General features: G+C 57.9%; 9 protein-coding genes and 4 tRNA genes. 4 read left to right on the top strand and 9 right to left on the bottom strand.

All coding sequences use genetic code 11. From position 1 onward, the window contains the following. Positions 1-385 precede the first annotated feature (385 nt). The 3 genes from IPP88_23840 to IPP88_23830 form a co-directional block, all read right to left on the bottom strand. Positions 386-1,204, bottom strand: coding sequence for a hypothetical protein (locus IPP88_23840; GenBank protein ID MBL0125560.1), 819 nt, complete (start codon positions 1,202-1,204; stop codon positions 386-388). Next, positions 1,186-3,426 (bottom strand): hypothetical protein, encoded by a 2,241-nt coding sequence (locus IPP88_23835; GenBank protein ID MBL0125559.1) that lies wholly within the window; start codon positions 3,424-3,426, stop codon positions 1,186-1,188. The genes IPP88_23840 and IPP88_23835 overlap by 19 nt, the downstream gene beginning before the upstream one ends. A gap of 108 nt (positions 3,427-3,534) precedes the next feature. Then, positions 3,535-3,993, bottom strand: a complete 459-nt coding sequence (locus IPP88_23830) for a hypothetical protein (protein MBL0125558.1) — start codon at positions 3,991-3,993, stop codon at positions 3,535-3,537. 589 nt (positions 3,994-4,582) lie between these two features. On the opposite strand from IPP88_23830, the gene IPP88_23825 reads away from it, so the two are divergent. Further along, positions 4,583-4,673: transfer RNA gene (locus IPP88_23825), tRNA-Ser, on the top strand. A 141-nt stretch (positions 4,674-4,814) separates the two neighbouring features. Here IPP88_23825 and IPP88_23820 read toward each other — a convergent pair. Continuing rightward, positions 4,815-6,719 (bottom strand): ATP-binding cassette domain-containing protein, encoded by a 1,905-nt coding sequence (locus IPP88_23820; protein MBL0125557.1) that lies wholly within the window; start codon positions 6,717-6,719, stop codon positions 4,815-4,817. Between the two features lie 71 nt (positions 6,720-6,790). Further along, the gene (locus IPP88_23815) at positions 6,791-8,071 is read right to left on the bottom strand and encodes an MFS transporter (protein MBL0125556.1); all 1,281 of its coding nucleotides are present in this window, start codon (positions 8,069-8,071) and stop codon (positions 6,791-6,793) included. A 55-nt stretch (positions 8,072-8,126) separates the two neighbouring features. Between IPP88_23815 and IPP88_23810 the strand changes: the two genes are divergently transcribed. Next, a tRNA-Arg gene (locus IPP88_23810) sits at positions 8,127-8,202 on the top strand. Between the two features lie 153 nt (positions 8,203-8,355). Here the strand turns inward: IPP88_23810 and IPP88_23805 are convergent. Then, positions 8,356-9,144 carry a tetratricopeptide repeat protein gene (locus IPP88_23805; GenBank protein MBL0125555.1) on the bottom strand — a complete coding sequence of 263 codons (789 nt, stop codon included), beginning with the start codon at positions 9,142-9,144 and terminating at the stop codon, positions 8,356-8,358. A gap of 582 nt (positions 9,145-9,726) precedes the next feature. Here IPP88_23805 and IPP88_23800 point away from each other — a divergent pair. Both IPP88_23800 and parC read left to right on the top strand, forming a co-directional pair. Further along, positions 9,727-11,622 (top strand): type IIA DNA topoisomerase subunit B, encoded by a 1,896-nt coding sequence (locus IPP88_23800; GenBank protein ID MBL0125554.1) that lies wholly within the window; start codon positions 9,727-9,729, stop codon positions 11,620-11,622. Between the two features lie 10 nt (positions 11,623-11,632). Next, entirely contained in the window at positions 11,633-13,969 is a 2,337-nt protein-coding gene (gene parC, locus IPP88_23795; GenBank protein MBL0125553.1) for a DNA topoisomerase IV subunit A, read from the top strand. Positions 13,970-14,439: 470 nt separating this feature from the next. Here the strand turns inward: parC and IPP88_23790 are convergent. From IPP88_23790 to IPP88_23780, 3 genes are all read right to left on the bottom strand, one after another. Continuing rightward, positions 14,440-14,516 (bottom strand) — tRNA-Arg (locus tag IPP88_23790). An 88-nt stretch (positions 14,517-14,604) separates the two neighbouring features. After that, positions 14,605-14,697 (bottom strand) — tRNA-Ser (locus IPP88_23785). Between the two features lie 59 nt (positions 14,698-14,756). Continuing rightward, positions 14,757-16,832, bottom strand: a complete 2,076-nt coding sequence (locus IPP88_23780; protein MBL0125552.1) for a S9 family peptidase — start codon at positions 16,830-16,832, stop codon at positions 14,757-14,759. Positions 16,833-16,894: the final 62 nt, after the last annotated feature.

Below are 16,894 nucleotides of genomic sequence, written 5' to 3'. Positions count from 1 at the left end.
CGGCGGCGCCGACGACCACCGACACGGAGTTTGTCGTCGAAGTCTGCGGCACCAACCCCACCTGCTGGGTACTGGTTGCCGTATTGGCAATCACTGTTCCGGGCGCTGGAATCTGCCCCCAGGATGCCGCAGAAACGCAAAGGCCCGCCATCAACAGGACAAGTTCACCCATCCGCCCCCGTTGGGAGGAATGTAGATTTGAAGTCCTTGCATCACTCCTTCTGTTTGTCATCTGACGAATGTAGTTAATTTGCCGATTGCGTACTGCCGACCAGGTCACGTTTTTCCAACTGCTTCACAAACGTTCACAAACTCTGGCGCACCAGAAAATAGGGAGGGATTGCCTGTCCTCCCGACTTCCGAGGTTCATGAGGTTCATCGACGCCTAAATGTCATTTATCTTCACGCAGAACTGGAGCGTGAAGTTGCCCGTCGGGGGAAGCGGTGTGCTCGCTAACGGTGAAGACTGTGCCGAAACGGCTCCCGTGAATCCACTCGCATACGGCCCGCCCGTCATCGCGATGGGGCCAGTCACCGCTGGTGCACCACAGCCTGTTTCCAGTTTGGTGTTCGGCGGCACGACATCCGATACATTGATGGTGGTGATGTTCGCTGCCGCCGTATTGGTACCAATAACCAGGTAGGCAATACACTTGCCTGGAATCGTGTTGACGCTGGCAGCGATCGCCATATTTGTCCATGGTGCATTCGGCACACCTGCCGTCAACGTCACGGTGGGCGTTACCACGCATGAGCCGGTACCGCCGGGAAGTTGCTGATATTTGTCCAGCTTGAGGCCGTCAGTCAACGTAGTCGTGTCGGTTGCGGATGCTGTGCTGCCGCCGGCGTTGTAGGTGGAGGTAAGCGTGGTCACGTTGGGTGGACTGCCTGCCATTGCCGGCGCATTTACCCGGACAAATATCACCTGATTTGCGTTCGGCGCCAAATTGAATGTGGTAACGCCTGCCGTGATCGGCGTATCTATGCCGATCTCCAGCGTTCCATTCATGTTTGAATCAATGTAGGCAGTCGACGTCCAGGCATTCGCGGGCACCTGACTATTCGTCAGAAAGGACGCGCCGGGGAATGTAATGGCTTCTGTCGAGTTGCCATTATTCGTCAGGGTGTGGCTATAGGTGACCGACCCACCGGGTACCGTACTCTGCGCGCCATTGGGAGTCAGCGTTACGCTGTGAAGCGGCAAAATAGTGATCTGGTCGCGCTTGCTATCCGTAACCGCCGGCGCGCCCTGCTGAACGACGTTGAACGAAATGACGTAGTTGCCGGGTATGGCAGCTGTTGGGCCAGCGTTGGGAGCAACACTGGGGGTTGACGTCGCAGGCACGACAACTTCGGCACAAATGAGCTTGCTGCCCAATGACGGGATCGGAACCGCACCGGTGGACGTAACGGCGCCACCTGTCGTTGTCGCACAGCGCCGCCACCGCCGTCATCACGGAATGTGACCGACCAGCCCGTTGGCGTGGGATTGATGCCGGCGGGCACCGAGATCCAGGCGGAACCCAGGTTAAATACTGCCGCGGTTGCTCCCGTATTATTCACGAACAGCCTGAACGTTGTGGTACTGGTCGCGGCCGTCGCGGGTGTGACGCTGTTGGTCGTCTTCACCGCAAGGTCATCCGGCCCCAGGCCATTCGCAACCGTTGCCCCACCAACAACGGACACGTTGTTGGTCAGATCAACTGTATTGGAGGCTATCGTCGTCAATACGTTTGGCACGGTATCCACAACGGCGTTGTTGAAGAATGAGGTGCCCTGTACAGCCACACGATAGCCGCTGCCGCCGTTGTTGCCCGGCGTCGCGCCCGCCGGAATACTAGCGGTAATGACAACCTGATAACCGCAGCGCAGTGGCAGCGTCGTACTGACGATATATGGCGCCGGACATACGCCTCCAGACGGCTGCGGAATGGTGCCGGTATCCGGTGTGCCGTTGCCGTTGCTATCCAGAAGTGACGTCATGCCGTTGGCAGACAAAATGCTGAAAGTTGTGTTGGTGGGAAAGGTGCAGGCGTTCGCGCCCACATTTGCCGGTGCGCAGCCCGTACCGTTCAAAGGCGTATTCAGGATCGAAACGTCAAAGCTATCGCCACCGCTGCCCGTATTCCAAATCACGTCGGTCCAGCTGATCGTTTGGCCGGGCGCTGCGGAGGCAACCGTCACCGGTTCGCCCACCGCGGCACCGGTATTGGTCGTCGACCCGTTTGCCGAGACACCCGCCGTTTGCAGTACAGTGTAAACGACGGTGTTCGTCGTGCCCGTCGTTGTCGGGCAACTGGCGCCGGCATTGGGCAATGCAATTACGGTGGTCGTCAAACCGTTCACGCAGTAGGTGTTTCCACCGAATTGATAACTGTAGCGATAGTCAGCCGTGTTGGTGGTTGGCGCCTGACTGGCCGGCGTCGGAGCTAGGCCGCTCGCAATCGTTACCTGGAAATACATGTTGCCGGAAGTCGACCCCGCGACGCTGGTAACGGTAGCGTCAACCGTTCCGCTTACCGCCGTGGTCGGCGCCTGGTAAATGACGCCCGCCGGATCGCCACCCGCGACATCCGTCATCGGCGCTACGCCACTGCCGCTCCACCTTCCTGATCCCGGGACGTAGAGCATGCCCGCCGGGAGCACATCGCGCAGTACAAGTCCATCCGCCTGAATCGTGCCATTGTTTGTGTAATCGAGAATGACATAAAGTGGACCGGCGTTTGGACTCGTGCCGGTTGCCACCGGCGTGTATCCAGGGGGCGGCACGCTGGACAGCTTTTTGTTGACGGTGATTGAGGCCGGCTGAATGGTCGTCGTATCAGTGTTGGTTGATGTCGTCGGCACGGGTGAATTGGTATCTGTCACCGAAACGATGATCGTCCCCTGTTGACCGAGCGCGGCCGAAGGCGGCGTGGTACCGCATACGACAAAACTGAAGGTCGTATTGGCATTGACCGGCCCTGAGCTAGTGATCGGCGTACCCGAATCCGGCTGACCATTCTGGTCGGCATCGAGGTAGTAAACCAGTCCGGTATGCGCGAACATGCCGCCGGTTGTTGCCGGATTTAGTGCATATGTGTCCGGCCCGTTACCGGTATTGGAAATCGTATGCGGATAGCAGACTTGCGCATTGGGCGGCGCATTGCGCGCACCGCTCGTGGTCAACGTGAAACTCTTGACCGCCGCAACCGTTGTTTGCACCGTGTTAGATGTGGATGTGCGTGTGGTCGCCGTATTGTCTACGTACGTGGCCGAGGCCTGATTGCCGATGACGGAATTCGCTGGCGCCATCGCCGCAAATGCCGTACCCGTTTGCATTGCCGAGATTATCCACACGGTTGCCAGCATCAGTGCGACAAATGTCACACGCGAGGCCGCTCGCGCCGCGGCGGTAGCCGAATTGAGGGAATTTGCGTATCTCATCACAACTCTCCGAAAGTCAATTTATTGCCGCTTGATGCTGCTCAAATGGATCAATCCAATGCCGCCATTCCGATCAGGCAAGTTGCCAACTACCGAATCTGTCGCTTGCTATTTCCTGTCCGGCGTTACCGCCGGCGTGCCGCCATTCGAAACCTTGAACCTGGCCGAAAACACCACCGACTTTTCTCCGCCAAGCTCACCCGGATACCAGCGCAAGTACTTGTATTCTCCCAGCGGTATCAGCTGTTCGATCTCGACGCCCTTTTCCCCATTTTCCTGCTTCATTTTGCGTTTCAATGGCAATGCGAAAAACTGCCGGCCATCAACGCTGGCCTTGGCATTGCCGGGCTTGATTGATGCAACCAGCAATTCCGTGTTTGGGGGTATAGGCAATGTTGCTTCCAGCTTCCTGATCGGCGACTTCGATTTGTTGGTGTAGGTCGCGATTTCCTCAAGGATTTCGCCTGGGCGCGCGATGGTTGCGCTCTGCGCTGCTTCCTTGCCATCCACCAGAACAATTTTGTTACGCACCAGCTTGACCTCAAGCGGATCGGCACTCTGCGGCAATTCGCGCGAATCCGCCGTCTTCCCGGGCGCGAACGGTCGCTGGGCGTGTGCCAGCGCACACGTAGTCGCACATCGTCATGCACGTAAGCACGCACGCAATCGACAGCACCGATGACCAAGTTCTGAAATTATTCAATCTCTGCTCAATTCACCTGTGAATTGTCCGGACAAACATCCGGACAAACAAATACTCGCGCGAATTTCAGCCCTCCATTCGCTGCGCATCGACCGCCTTTGAAACCAAACTAAAACTTAACCTTTTGCCACTTTAACTACTAATAAAATCATAACCTTATGTAACAATTCTGAGAAGTTCCCCGATATTCTACATTTTTCTCAACAAACAGGAGATTTGTCCACGCCATACAACGATTCAACCCACAGTGGCGACAAAAAACGAGCATATCGATGCTCCTCGCCCGAATACTACTTCCTGAACGCCATAGCCATTGTGAATATTTGATACGCTCGCAATCGCAATATCTGCCACTGCAATGTCACATACCAGGCAAATCCCGCGGGTTTTGCACGCTCCATCCCAAATTGCTCCCCGAACCGCTATAATCGCGCCTTCGTTTCGACCGAAATCGGAGAGGTGGTAGAGTGGTCGATTGCACCGGACTCGAAATCCGGCATACGGTTATGCCGTATCGAGGGTTCGAATCCCTCCCTCTCCGCCAGTTCAGAAGTCAGAAAAGAGCCCCGCTCGGCGGGGCTCTTTTCTTTTCGCGAATCACCAGCCAATTCTTAAAACCCTAGCATTGGCGAGCATTCCCAGCCACAATTGCCTGATGCGCCGCGCCAGTACTAGACTTTGTCCATCAGCGCCCCGAATTTTCCCTGCCGGCCTTTTTCAATTCCAGCGCTTCCCATCGGGCCATCGCGGCTCCCAGTTCGACGCCAATAGCCTCCTGCCGCGTCGTCAGCGCCTTCACCTCTTTCGGCGCCGTCGCATACAGCGATGGATCGGCGAGCCGCCGTTGAATATCGCCCTGCTCCGTTTCCAGCGCTTCTATTTTTGCGGGGAGCGATTCCAATTCGCGAACTTCATTGAAGCTGAGTTTTGCCTTGCGGGGGTTGCCGCGCGCGCTGGCGGCTTCCGCCTTGGGCGCTTCGTCGGACCGACCTTCAGCCGAACCGCGCTGCATCAACCAATCGTCATAGCCGCCCGCATATTCACGCACCTGGCCATTGCCTTCGAAGGCAAATACCTGCGTGGCGACGTTGTTCAAAAAAGTCCGGTCATGACTCACGAGCAAAATGGTGCCCGGAAAATCCTGCAGCAGGTTTTCCAGCAATTCCAGCGTTTCAATATCGAGATCGTTGGTCGGCTCATCGAGCACCAGCAGGTTGGCGGGCTTGGCGAACAGGCGCGCCAGCAGCAGCCGGTTGCGTTCGCCGCCCGATAGCGATTTCACCTTGGCACGCGCGCGCTGCGGCGGAAAAAGGAAATCGCCGAGGTAACTGATGATGTGCTTGCGCGTCCCGCCCACTTCCACAAACTCGGAACCGGGGCTGATGACATCCGAGAGCATCGATTCATCGTCGAGCGCTTCGCGAAACTGGTCGAAGTAGGCAATCTCGAGTTGCGTGCCGCGTTTGACGGTGCCGCTGTCGGGTTGCAGATCGCCAAGAATGATTTTCAGCAGTGTCGATTTGCCGGCGCCATTCGGGCCGATGAAACCGATGCGATCACCGCGTTGCACCACGCCGGTGAAATTGCGAATCACCACCTTGTCGCCGAACGACTTGCTAACGTCTTCAAGATCCGCCACACGCTTGCCGGAGCGCTCGCCCGAATCGAGCGAGAAATTTACCTTGCCGACACGTTCGCGCCGCGCGGCGCGTTCGCGACGAAGCTGCTCCAGGCGCCGTACCCGCCCTTCGTTGCGCGTGCGACGCGCCTCGACGCCCTTGCGAATCCAGATTTCCTCTTCCTTCAGCAGTTTGTCGAAACGCGCGGTCTCCAGCGATTCCGCGTTCAACGCTTCCGCCTTGCGGCGTTGATACTCCGCGAATGAACCCGGATAGCTGACGATCTGCCCGCGATCCAGCTCGACGATCCGCGTCGCGATGTTGTCCAGAAAGCGCCGGTCATGGCTGACGACCAGCACTGCCCCGGCGAACGATTTCACGGCTTCTTCCAGCCACGCGATGCCTTCAATGTCCAGGTGATTTGTCGGCTCATCGAGCAACAGCAGATCGGCGTTCGCGACCAGCGCGCGCGCCAGCGCCACGCGCTTTTTCATCCCGCCCGACAGCGCGCCGATGAGCGTGTCTTCATCCATGCTGAGGCGCGACAACGCCTGCGAGACGCGATTGTTCAATTGCCAGCCGTTGTTCGCTTCCAGGCGCGATTGCAAATCGGACATCTGATGCAGCGCCTCCTCGTCGCCTTCGGTAGCGCGATGAGTCGCCTCGTGATAGGCGATCAGGTCGCTCGCCACTTCGCCGAGGCCGCTGGCCACCGCGTCGAATACTGTCAGCGAAACATCGAAATCCGGCTCCTGCAACACCATCGCCACGTTGAGGCCGGGCGACTTGGAAATGATGCCGTCGTCCGCCACCGCTTCACCGGCGAGGATTTTCAGAAGGCTGGATTTGCCCGCGCCGTTACGTCCGATGAGTGCGATGCGTTCACCGGGTTCAATGGTGAATTCGACGTGATCGAGTAGCGCGACATCGCCAAAGGCGAGGGAAATATTTTTCAGTTGCAGGATGGGCATGGAAGACTTATGACGAATTCAGTAAAAGTTGGATCACCATTTCGGCGATAGGTCGAAAATTCGCGCGTTGGTTACTTGTGCTTAACGGCGAACGATGATTTGGCCAGCGCCGGCGCCACCTTGAAATGCAACAGGCCGGCGGCCACAAATCCCGCGACCGCGGCAAACGCATACGCGACCGACGCGCCGAACGATTGCCACAACCCGCCGAGCAGCAGGCCGGCCGGGATCGACGCAATGCCCACCAGCGCATAGTACCAACCGAACAACGTTCCGCGCGCTTTCGGATCGGCGAAATCGCCGATGACCGCGCGCTCGACACCTTCGCTCACCGACATCGCCACGCCGAAAAACAGCGCGGCCATCCAAAGCGTGGGAATGCTCGACACAAAACAGAACGCGAGCATCGCGACGCTGTGCAGCAACCAGCCGGGCACCAGCAACGAGAATCGCCCGTGGCGATCCGCCCACACGCCCGCCGCGTAGTTGGCGAAAATTTTCACGAAATTGAGCGCCGCCCACAACAGCAACGCGTGGACCGTGGATGCGCCCAGTTCGTGCGCGCGCAGGATGATGAACAGCTCCGCCGTGCGCGCAAACGTGAACAGCATGACGGTCAGCAAATAGCCGCGTGCGTGTTGCGGCACATCGTGCCATCGCAGCGTGAATTGCATGGGAACGCTCGCCATTTTTTTCAGCGGCTCGCGCACACCGAACGCGAGCAAGGCCACGCACAACAATCCCGGCACCGCCGAAATCAGCAACACGTCCTTGAGATTGGAGGAATAGAAAACAATGATCAGCGCGCCGAGCAGCGCACCGCCGACCGCCCCCAGATTGTCGAACGCGCGGTGAATGCCGAAGGCCTTGGCGCGTTGCTTCGGCGGTGACAGGTCGACGATCAATGCGTCGCGCGGCGCGTTGCGCACGCCCTTGCCGACACGATCGAGCGCGCGAATGATAACGACGTGCCACCACACCGTCGCGAACCCCAGCAACGGCCGCATGACGTTTGAAATGAGATACCCCGACACAGCCAGCGGCTTGCGCCGCCCGCCGCTGGCATCGGAAAATCGGCCCGCCCATATCTGGATCAGGCACGCGACGGCGTTCGCCAGGCCCTCCACCAGGCCCAATACCACCGCGCCGCTCGACAACACGGTCGCGAGCAGGATGGGAATCAACGGCGTCACCATTTCCGTGGCCATGTCGTTCAACATGCTGACCATGCCGATGACGTAGATACTGAGCGGAAGCCGGTCGGCGTGGGATGCCCGATGAGCGGACTTTGGTGACGGCGAATCCGACGCGGCGGACTTGCCCGCGTCATCGCTCCGGGAGGAGTTAGGCATGGGCGAATTTTACGCGTAAAATCCACGCGTTCCTTGCTCTGGCGAAACCGCCCACGCCCTCGTAGCTCAGTGGATAGAGCATCCCCCTCCTAAGGGGAGGGTCACACGTTCGATTCGTGTCGAGGGCGCCATCCGAGCCGCGATTTCAATTGTGAAACTCAAGCGCTGGCGCGGATTCTGGCAGGTTTTAGGCTGGGAAGGCGCGCGGAATGGCGTTCTGCGGGATTTGGTGGAGGAAAACTGCGGGGATCAGCGGCGGTGGGTTTTGTTGAAAAGGTGTGAAGTTACTTTGCTAGGCCCCGCGTTCCGGCGCTGGTGTCGTCACTTTTTTTCATCAATTTGAGGTCGATTTTGAATTCTTTAAGTTTCTCAACAATCTCCGATATGTAATCCTCGGCTGGAGCCAATTCTGCGAGCCTGAGAAAGTCGCGTTTAGCTTGCTCCGCGTTACCAAGGGCCTGAAAAGAAATCCCTCGATTATAGATAGCATAGGTATATGTTGGTTGCTTCGCCAATCCTAGGGTGAACGCATCCACGGCTTCCGCGTATCTGCCCATTTCGTACAAAGTGCGCCCCACGTAAAATGCGACATGCAGGCCAGAATGGGGGCCATCTCCGACGTACTTCTCGGCCTCTTTTAGAACTGCAAGCGCTTCGTCGTATTGCTTTAGCTCTCTATGATAGGACGCGAGTCTGATAAGCGACCAAACATCTCTTTTAGGTATCTTAATTATGGTCAACTTCTGATCATCAGGTGCCTGTGGCACCTCGTCGGGTTTCGTATCAACCCACCAACTATTCCTCGATCTCTCAATTGAAACGGACAACTTCTGATCATCAAGTGCCTGCGCAGCCATATTGAGTTTCATATAAGCCTGAGCACGAAATTCAAGTAACCTCGCACGCGCTGACTCGGATGGTCGCTTTTCCAAGCACTCGGAAAGGATGGATATCGCTTCGGCGTGTTTTTCCGAGACGGCGGCATTGACTCCCTCCTCGCAACGGCTGGAGCGAGCCACGGCGAGTGGTGGCACAAAGGCCAGAATTAGAGCTAGAACATAAGCGAGCTTCATTTTTGCCTATCAGACACGAATTACGAATTGGCAATATCGGTACAATCGTACAGAGACTTTCTTCCGATAACCCGCTCATTATATAGATGAACAGCCCTCACTTGAATAAGCAGTGTGAGGTGGTTCTTAGGTTTCCAACCACGCGTGACTTGCTAATTCTCTTGATCTACGCAACGCCATTCATTTACCCAATACCAACTGTGCTGCGCCGTGTCCCTTTGCCACCAACGGCCAAAAAGTCATCCAGAATTAGCAACTCATCCAGATAAGTTAAACCAAAAACTTTCTTAGACATCCATCCGCAAATTCGAGCTTAGTGCACCGAATAATTCACAGTGCTTTCAACCCGCCCATCGTCCCAAATGTTGCCCCAATAACTTCCCCTCAAAGGCGCTTAAACTAGCGCCCTTGCCTGCGGCTCCCCCACTCCCTGCCAGCGGAACCACCAAACCTTGCTTCACGAGGATTGGGTCGCCGGCGCGCCCATCAGAAAGGAAGCACGTGTCATCCAAGCCGTCCATTTACAACGAATCATCCATCCAGGTTTTGGAAGGATTGGAGCCGGTGCGAAAGCTCCCCGGCATGTACACGCGCACCATCGATCCCGCGCACATCATCGTGGAGGTGGTCGACAATGCGTGCGACGAAGCGCTTGGCGGCTTTGCGACGCGGATCAGCGTGATCGCGCACACCGATGGCTCATTCTCCGTCGTTGACAACGGCCGCGGCATCCCGGTGGGCCTGCATCCGGAGAAAAAAGTCCCCACCGTGGAGCTGGTATTTTGCAAATTGCATGCGGGCGGAAAATTCGCGAAGACGTTGGGCGGCGGCAGCGCCTACGGTTTTTCCGGCGGCTTGCACGGGGTCGGGGTGAGCGTGACCAACGCGCTGTCGACCCGCCTCGAAGTTGAAGTCAGGCGTGAGCGCGCAAGGTACAAGATTGCGTTTGAAGCCGGACATGTGAAGGACAAGCTGCAAAAACTCGGCAGCATTCCGGCGAACGAGACCGGGACCGCGGTGCGTGCCTGGCCCGATCCCCAGTTCTTCGATTCACCCAAGATCAAGCACGCCGAATTCACACAGATCCTGAAGGCGAAGGCGGTACTCCTGCCCAACGTGAAGGTGAGCTTTACGGATGAAGCTTCCGGGACCACGCAGGAGTGGTGCTATGCGGACGGACTCAAATCTTTCCTTGCCGAGGAATTGCCCGCTGAAGGTTATGTGAGCCCGATCTTCTCCGGCGAGCGCTACGTGACGGGCGAGGACAACGGTTTTGCCGAGGGAGAAGGCGCCTCGTGGGCGGTGGCGTGGGCGGATTCAATTAACGGCGGCCTCTCGTTCGTGAACCTCATCCCCACCGCGAACGGCGGCACCCATGTGGCGGGCCTGCGCGCGGCGCTCTATGAGGCGATCAAGGATTTCTGTGTGCACCACGGACTGCTGCCGCGAAACATTACCTTGCAGGCCGACGACGTCTGGCGCAATTGCCGCTATGTGCTGTCGGCCAAAGTGCTGGCGACCCAGTTCCAGGGCCAGACCAAGGACACGCTGACCAGCCGCGACACGATGCGGCTCATCAGCTCGCGCGTGAAGGACCCACTGGACGTCTGGCTGAACACCAATGTCGAAGACGGCAAGAAGATCGCCGAACTGGTGGTCAAGACCGCGCTGGCCCGCAGCAAGTCGTCGAAGTCGGTCGAGAAGCGCAAAGGTTCCGGCGCGGCAACGCTTCCCGGCAAGCTGACCGATTGCAACGAACGCGATATCGGCCGCAATGAACTCTTCATCGTCGAAGGCGATTCGGCCGGTGGCTCGGCAAAGCAGGCGCGCGATCGCGAGTTCCAGGCGGTGCTTCCGGCGAAGGGAAAAATCCTCAACACCTGGGAAGTCGCCCGCGGCGAGCTGTTTAGCAATGTCGAAGTCCACGACGTCGCCGTCGCCATCGGTGTTGACCCGCATGGTCGCGATGCGCGCGATTCGGTTCTTGATGGATTGCGATACGGCAAGATCATCATCATGAGCGACGCGGACGTGGATGGCGCCCACATACAAACGCTCTTCGTCACGCTGTTCTTCACCCACTTCCCAAAGATTGTCGAAGCCGGCCGGCTCTACATCGCGCGCCCGCCCCTGTTTGCGATCAAGGTTGCCTCGCAAGGCAAAGGCCGCCCTGAGCGCCGCCTGTTTGCGCTCGATGCCGAAGAACGTGATGCCATGCTCGCCCAATTGGACAAGGAGGGCGTGAGGAAAGAGTCGATCGCGACCAGTCGTTTCAAGGGGCTTGGCGAGATGAATCCCGATCAATTGAAAGAGACCACGATGATGGTCGAAACCCGCCGCCTGCTGCAGATCATAGTGACCGATGACAGCATCGGCGAAACCAACAAGATGCTGACCCTGCTGATGGCAAAGGGCGAGGCCGCAGCCCGCCGCGCCTGGCTGGAACGCGAAGGCGATAAAGCCGATCTGGATATTTGAGGACTGATTGATGACAAGCACCCACCAAACCCCCGCCGGACAACTGTCCTTCAGCCTGCCCCCGCCTGGCGGCGACGGGCTGACGGAATACGCTCACATCCACTGCGAACGCGCGTATCTCGATTATGCAATGTCGGTCGTTCGCGGCCGCGCGCTACCGCAAGTCGATGATGGATTGAAGCCGGTGCAGCGCCGCATCATGTTCGCCATGCACGAACTCAACAACCGTCATGACAACCCCCACAAGAAGTCGGCCCGCATCGTCGGCGATGTCATTGGCAAGTACCACCCGCACGGTGATGCCTCGGTGTATGACGCCGCAGTCCGCATGGCGCAGAACTTCTCGCTCCGCTACCCGCTGATCGATGGGCAAGGCAATTTCGGCTCACGCGATGGCGATTCGCCCGCCGCGCAGCGCTACACAGAAGTTCGTCTCACCAAGTTCGCCGAGCAGATCTTGCTGGCGGAGCTGGACAAGGGGACGATCGATTTCGTTCCGAACTACGACAACACGATGAAGGAACCCGGCACGCTGCCGGCGCGCCTTCCTGTGCTGCTGCTAAACGGCGCCATGGGCATTGCCGTAGGCATGGCCACGAATATCCCACCGCACAATTTGCGTGAAGTCGCGGCGGCCTGCCGCAAGATTATCAAGGCTGGCGCGACCGCGGTGACGGACGAAGAGATTGCGAAATTCGTGCCAGGCCCCGACTTCCCCGGCGGCGGCCAGATTATTTCCACCGCCGCCGAGATCCAGAATGCGTACTTCACGGGTCGCGGAACGATCCGCGTGCGGGCGCGCTGGTCGGTCGAGCCGCTGGCCCGGGGACAGTGGCGCATCATCGTCACGGAACTGCCGCCCAATACCAGCACGGCACAGGTGCTCACGGAAATCGAGGAATGCCTCAACCCGAAGATCAAGGCCGGCAAGAAAGCCCTCTCGCCCGATCAGAGCCGCGTCAAGAACGCGTTTGCCGCCCTGCTGGATACCATGCGGGACGATTCCGACCAGGACCACCCGGTTCGCATCATCATCGAGCCGACGACCCGCAACGTGACGCCCGAGGAACTGACGGCACTGCTGTTCGCCAACACCAGCCTCGAGGAAAATTCGTCGATCAACCTGGTGTCGATTGGCCTCGACGGCAAACCCAAGCAAGCCTCCTTTGGCACCCTGCTGCGCGAATGGACGCGATTCCGGCTCGATACGGTCACCCGCCGGTTGGAATACCGCCTGGACGACGTCACGCGCCGCCTGCACATCCTCGACGGCCGCATGATCGCTTTTCTTTCCATTGAGAAGATCATCAAGGTCATTCGCGAGGCCGACGACCCGAAGGCGGCGTTGATGGCCAAGTTCAAATTGTCCGAAATTCAGGCCGAGGATATTCTGGAAATTCGCCTGCGCCAGCTTGCCCGGCTTGAAGGCATCAAGATTGAACAGGAAATTGCCAAGCTGCGCGAAGAAGGCGCCGAGATTAATCACCTGCTGTCAAACGAGCCGGATTTTCGGAAGTTTGTCGCGGACGAAATTGACAAGGATGCAAAGCAATTCGGCGACGATCGCCGCACGCTCCTGGAAGCGGCCGAGAAAATCACCGCATCGAAGATTGAGACCGTCGCCGATGAACCGGTTACCGTGATCCTGTCCCGCAATGGGTTCATCCGCCTGCGAACCGGGCACGACGCCGAAGAGTCCGCGCTGACCTGGAAGGATGGCGACGGGCCACTGGCGATCGCGCGGACCCGCACCGTCTGGCCGGTCATCGTGGTGGACGCCAACGGCCGCGCCTACAACCTGCGCACGTCGGACCTGCCGAGCGGCAAGGGCGATGGCACACCGGTGGCCTCACTGCTCGATCTGGCCGGCGGGAAGATTGTGTCGATGATTTGCGTGAAGCCCGGTACCAAGGCATTCGTCTGCAAGAGCGACGGCTACGGCTTCATCGCGCCGGTCGAGGAAATGCTCACGCGGCAGAAAGCCGGCAAGGCATTCGCAACGGTCGGGGACGGCGCATCGATGCTGGCACTGCTCGTCCTGGACGAGTCAACCACCGCCATCGCCGTACTGGCGTCCCGGAATCGCATGCTGATCGTGCCAACGGCGGAGATCAAGGAACTGGGCGGCGGGAAGGGAGTTGTGATTGTGGGCCTGCACGAAGGCGACACCATACTCGACATTACGCCTGCCCGGGACAAGTTGGCGCTTGTGGGCAAGACCAGGACGGGGAAACCTGCATCAGTTGAAATCAAGGGTGATGAGATGGAACGTTTTCGTGGAAAACGGGCCAATGCCGGCAGACTCATCACCGGCAAGTTTGAAACACTGCATGCTTTTCGCGATTAGGCGGCACATAGACACCCCGCGCTGAAAATAGTTAGACATACGTGGCAGCAGGCTTGGGAGTCGGAGGAGATGGTGCGCAAGTATGCTCACCTGTCCACTGAGTACCGGGTCGGCTACGTGGACCGCCTGTCCTATATCAAGTTGGCTGAAAGAAAGGAAGCGGCGACGATTCAGCTACAGTTGCACCAATTGAAAAGGGCCTACATTTCTGTAAGCCCTTGATAAAACTGGCGCGCCCGGCAGGATTCGATCACGTCCCTGACGCGGATCGTGCATAGCCGATCCGGTTCGAACGGCGGCGAATGAAACTTTTTATTCGCCGAATTCCCGTTCTCACCCCACGGCGCGGCGGCTCGTCGCTTCGCTCCGAGCATCGCCGACGCCTTTCGAATCCTGACGCGAGCCAAATTGTTGGCTCGCCCCGGGCGCATGAAATGGAAATGCCACCCAAAGGTGGCATTTCTTGAAACTGGCGCGCCCGGCAGGATTCGAACCCACGACCCCTTGGTTCGTAGCCAAGTACTCTATCCAACTGAGCTACGGGCGCAACAAAATAATTATAACGCATCAGCGAATTACATACCACTATCACGCTGATTTCATGAACAAATCCCAGGAAAATGGGACGTTCATTTTGGCGGAGACCGAGGGATTCGAACCCTCGATGCAGTTTTTGACCGCATGCTCCCTTAGCAGGGGAGTGCCTTCGACCACTCGGCCAGGTCTCCGGTATTCAACGAAGGCGGATTGTACCGTTTCCGCCCGTCAGCCGTCAAAAACAAATCAGTTACTTCAATTCATTCAACAGGAATGAATACTGCAAGGCGGTGCGATAGGCGAGCTGCTGATTGTTCGCCGACACCGCATGACCACCTTCGATGTTCTCGTAGTACATCACGTCGTGGCCCTGCTCCATCATGCGCGCCACCATCTTGCGCGCATGGCCCGGGTGCACGCGGTCATCGCGGGTGGAAGTCACAAACAGGAACTTCGGATACTTCACGCCGGCCTTCACGTTCTGGTAGGGCGAGTACTTGGAGATGAACTCCCATTCCTTTGGATCATCCGGATTGCCATACTCGGCCACCCAGGATGCGCCGGCCAGCAGTTTGTGATAGCGCTTCATATCGAGTAGCGGCACCGTGCAAATGACCGCGCGGAACAGTTCGGGACGTTGGGTCGCCACCGCGCCCACCAGCAGGCCGCCGTTGCTGCCGCCGTAGATCGCCAAATGCCGCGGCGCGGTGACTTTTTTCGCAATCAGGTCTTCCGCGACGGCAATGAAATCGTCGAACACTTTTTGCCGATTGGCCTTGAGGCCGGCCTGATGCCAACGCGGACCGAATTCGCCGCCGCCGCGGATATTGGCCACCACGTAAACGCCGCCGTTGTTCAGCCAGGCATTGCCGACGGTGGCGGAATACGCGGGGACTTGCGAGACTTCAAAACCGCCGTAGCCGTAGAGCAGCGTGGGATTGCGGCCATTGAACTGGGTGTTATTGTTCATCACCATAAAGTAGGGAATACGCTCGCCATCTTTCGACGAGACTTCAAATTGCTCAACCTTGTACGGTGCCGCATCAAAAAATGCCGGTAGCGACTTCAGTTTTTGCGCGCCATTTGCGTTGCCGGATGTTCCGGCGGTGCGCAGCCAGAGGGCGGATGGCGTCAGATACCCGGTACCGGTGACAAAATAATCATCCGATTCATCGGCGTCGATCGCCGATATGCTCATCGTGCCGCTCAGCTTGACATTGGATTGCCGCACCCATTTTCCGTTGACGCGACTGTGTTCCCACACGCTATTTTGGACATTGTCCAGTTCATTGAGGATGAGCTGGCTCTTTGTCAGCGCCCACCCGGCCAATGATTTGCGATTGGTCGGCTCGAACAGCACCTCGAAGTTACGCTCACCCTTCATGAAGCGCTCGAAATTCATCGCGATCAGCGAGCCCTGTGAATAAGTCTTGCCGCCAATTGGCCAGGCGGACTTAAGGCGCACCCACAGCGTGTCCTGCGCATAGCTGGCCTGTGCATCAACCGGGATGTCCAGCTTGGTCAGCTTTGCGCCTTCGCGCAAAAACAATTCGGCGGTAAAAAATGTCACGGCGCGACGCACAAACTGGCGTGTCACATAGCCCTTTTGTTCACTCTGGTAGCCGCTCACACTGATGTCGGCTTCGTTTCCCTCGAACACTGTTTTGGCGATTTCCAGCGGAGTGCCACGCTTCCATTCCTTGACGATGCGCGGATACCCTGACTTCGTCAGTGAACCGGGTCCAAAATCGGTCTGGACAAACAAGGTATTGCGATCAATCCACGACGCCTCTCCTTTGGCCTCTTTCAATTCAAAGCCGCCGGCGACGAATGATTTCGCAACCACGTCGAATTCACGAATCACACCTGCATCCGCACCGCCACGCGAGAGACTCAGCAGGCAGCTGTCATACTTCGGGTATAGGCAGCTTGATCCCTTCCAGATCCAGTTTTCTTTTTCATCGCGCGCCAGTTGGTCGACATCGAGCACGGTTTCCCACTTCGGGTCGGCCTTGCGGTACTCCTCCATGGTGGTACGACGCCAGACGCCGCGAACATTTTTTTCATCCTGCCAGAAGTTGTAGTACCAATTGCCGCGTTTGACAATGGCCGGAATGCGCGCGCGCGAATTCAGTACTTCAAGCGCCTTGTCGCGTATTGCCGCAAATTGCGGCGAGGCTTCGAGCGTCTTTTGCGACTTGGCATTTTGGTCCCTGACCCAGGAGATGGCCTTTTCGCCCATCACTTCTTCGAGCCAGAGATAGGGATCTTCCTCGGCAAAAACGTTGTTGCTCATCATTGCTCCAAAGGCGAATGCGGCGATCATTGCCGCTCTGTAACCAAACATGGCTGACTCCAGAAAATGACAAGGCCGCGCTGGTTGGGCGC

It is taken from the genome of Betaproteobacteria bacterium, from assembly GCA_016720925.1.
Taxonomy (GTDB): Bacteria; Pseudomonadota; Gammaproteobacteria; order Burkholderiales; family Usitatibacteraceae; genus UKL13-2.
Note: the sequence above shows the minus strand (reverse complement) of the source record. Positions and strands in the feature narration are given on the sequence as shown.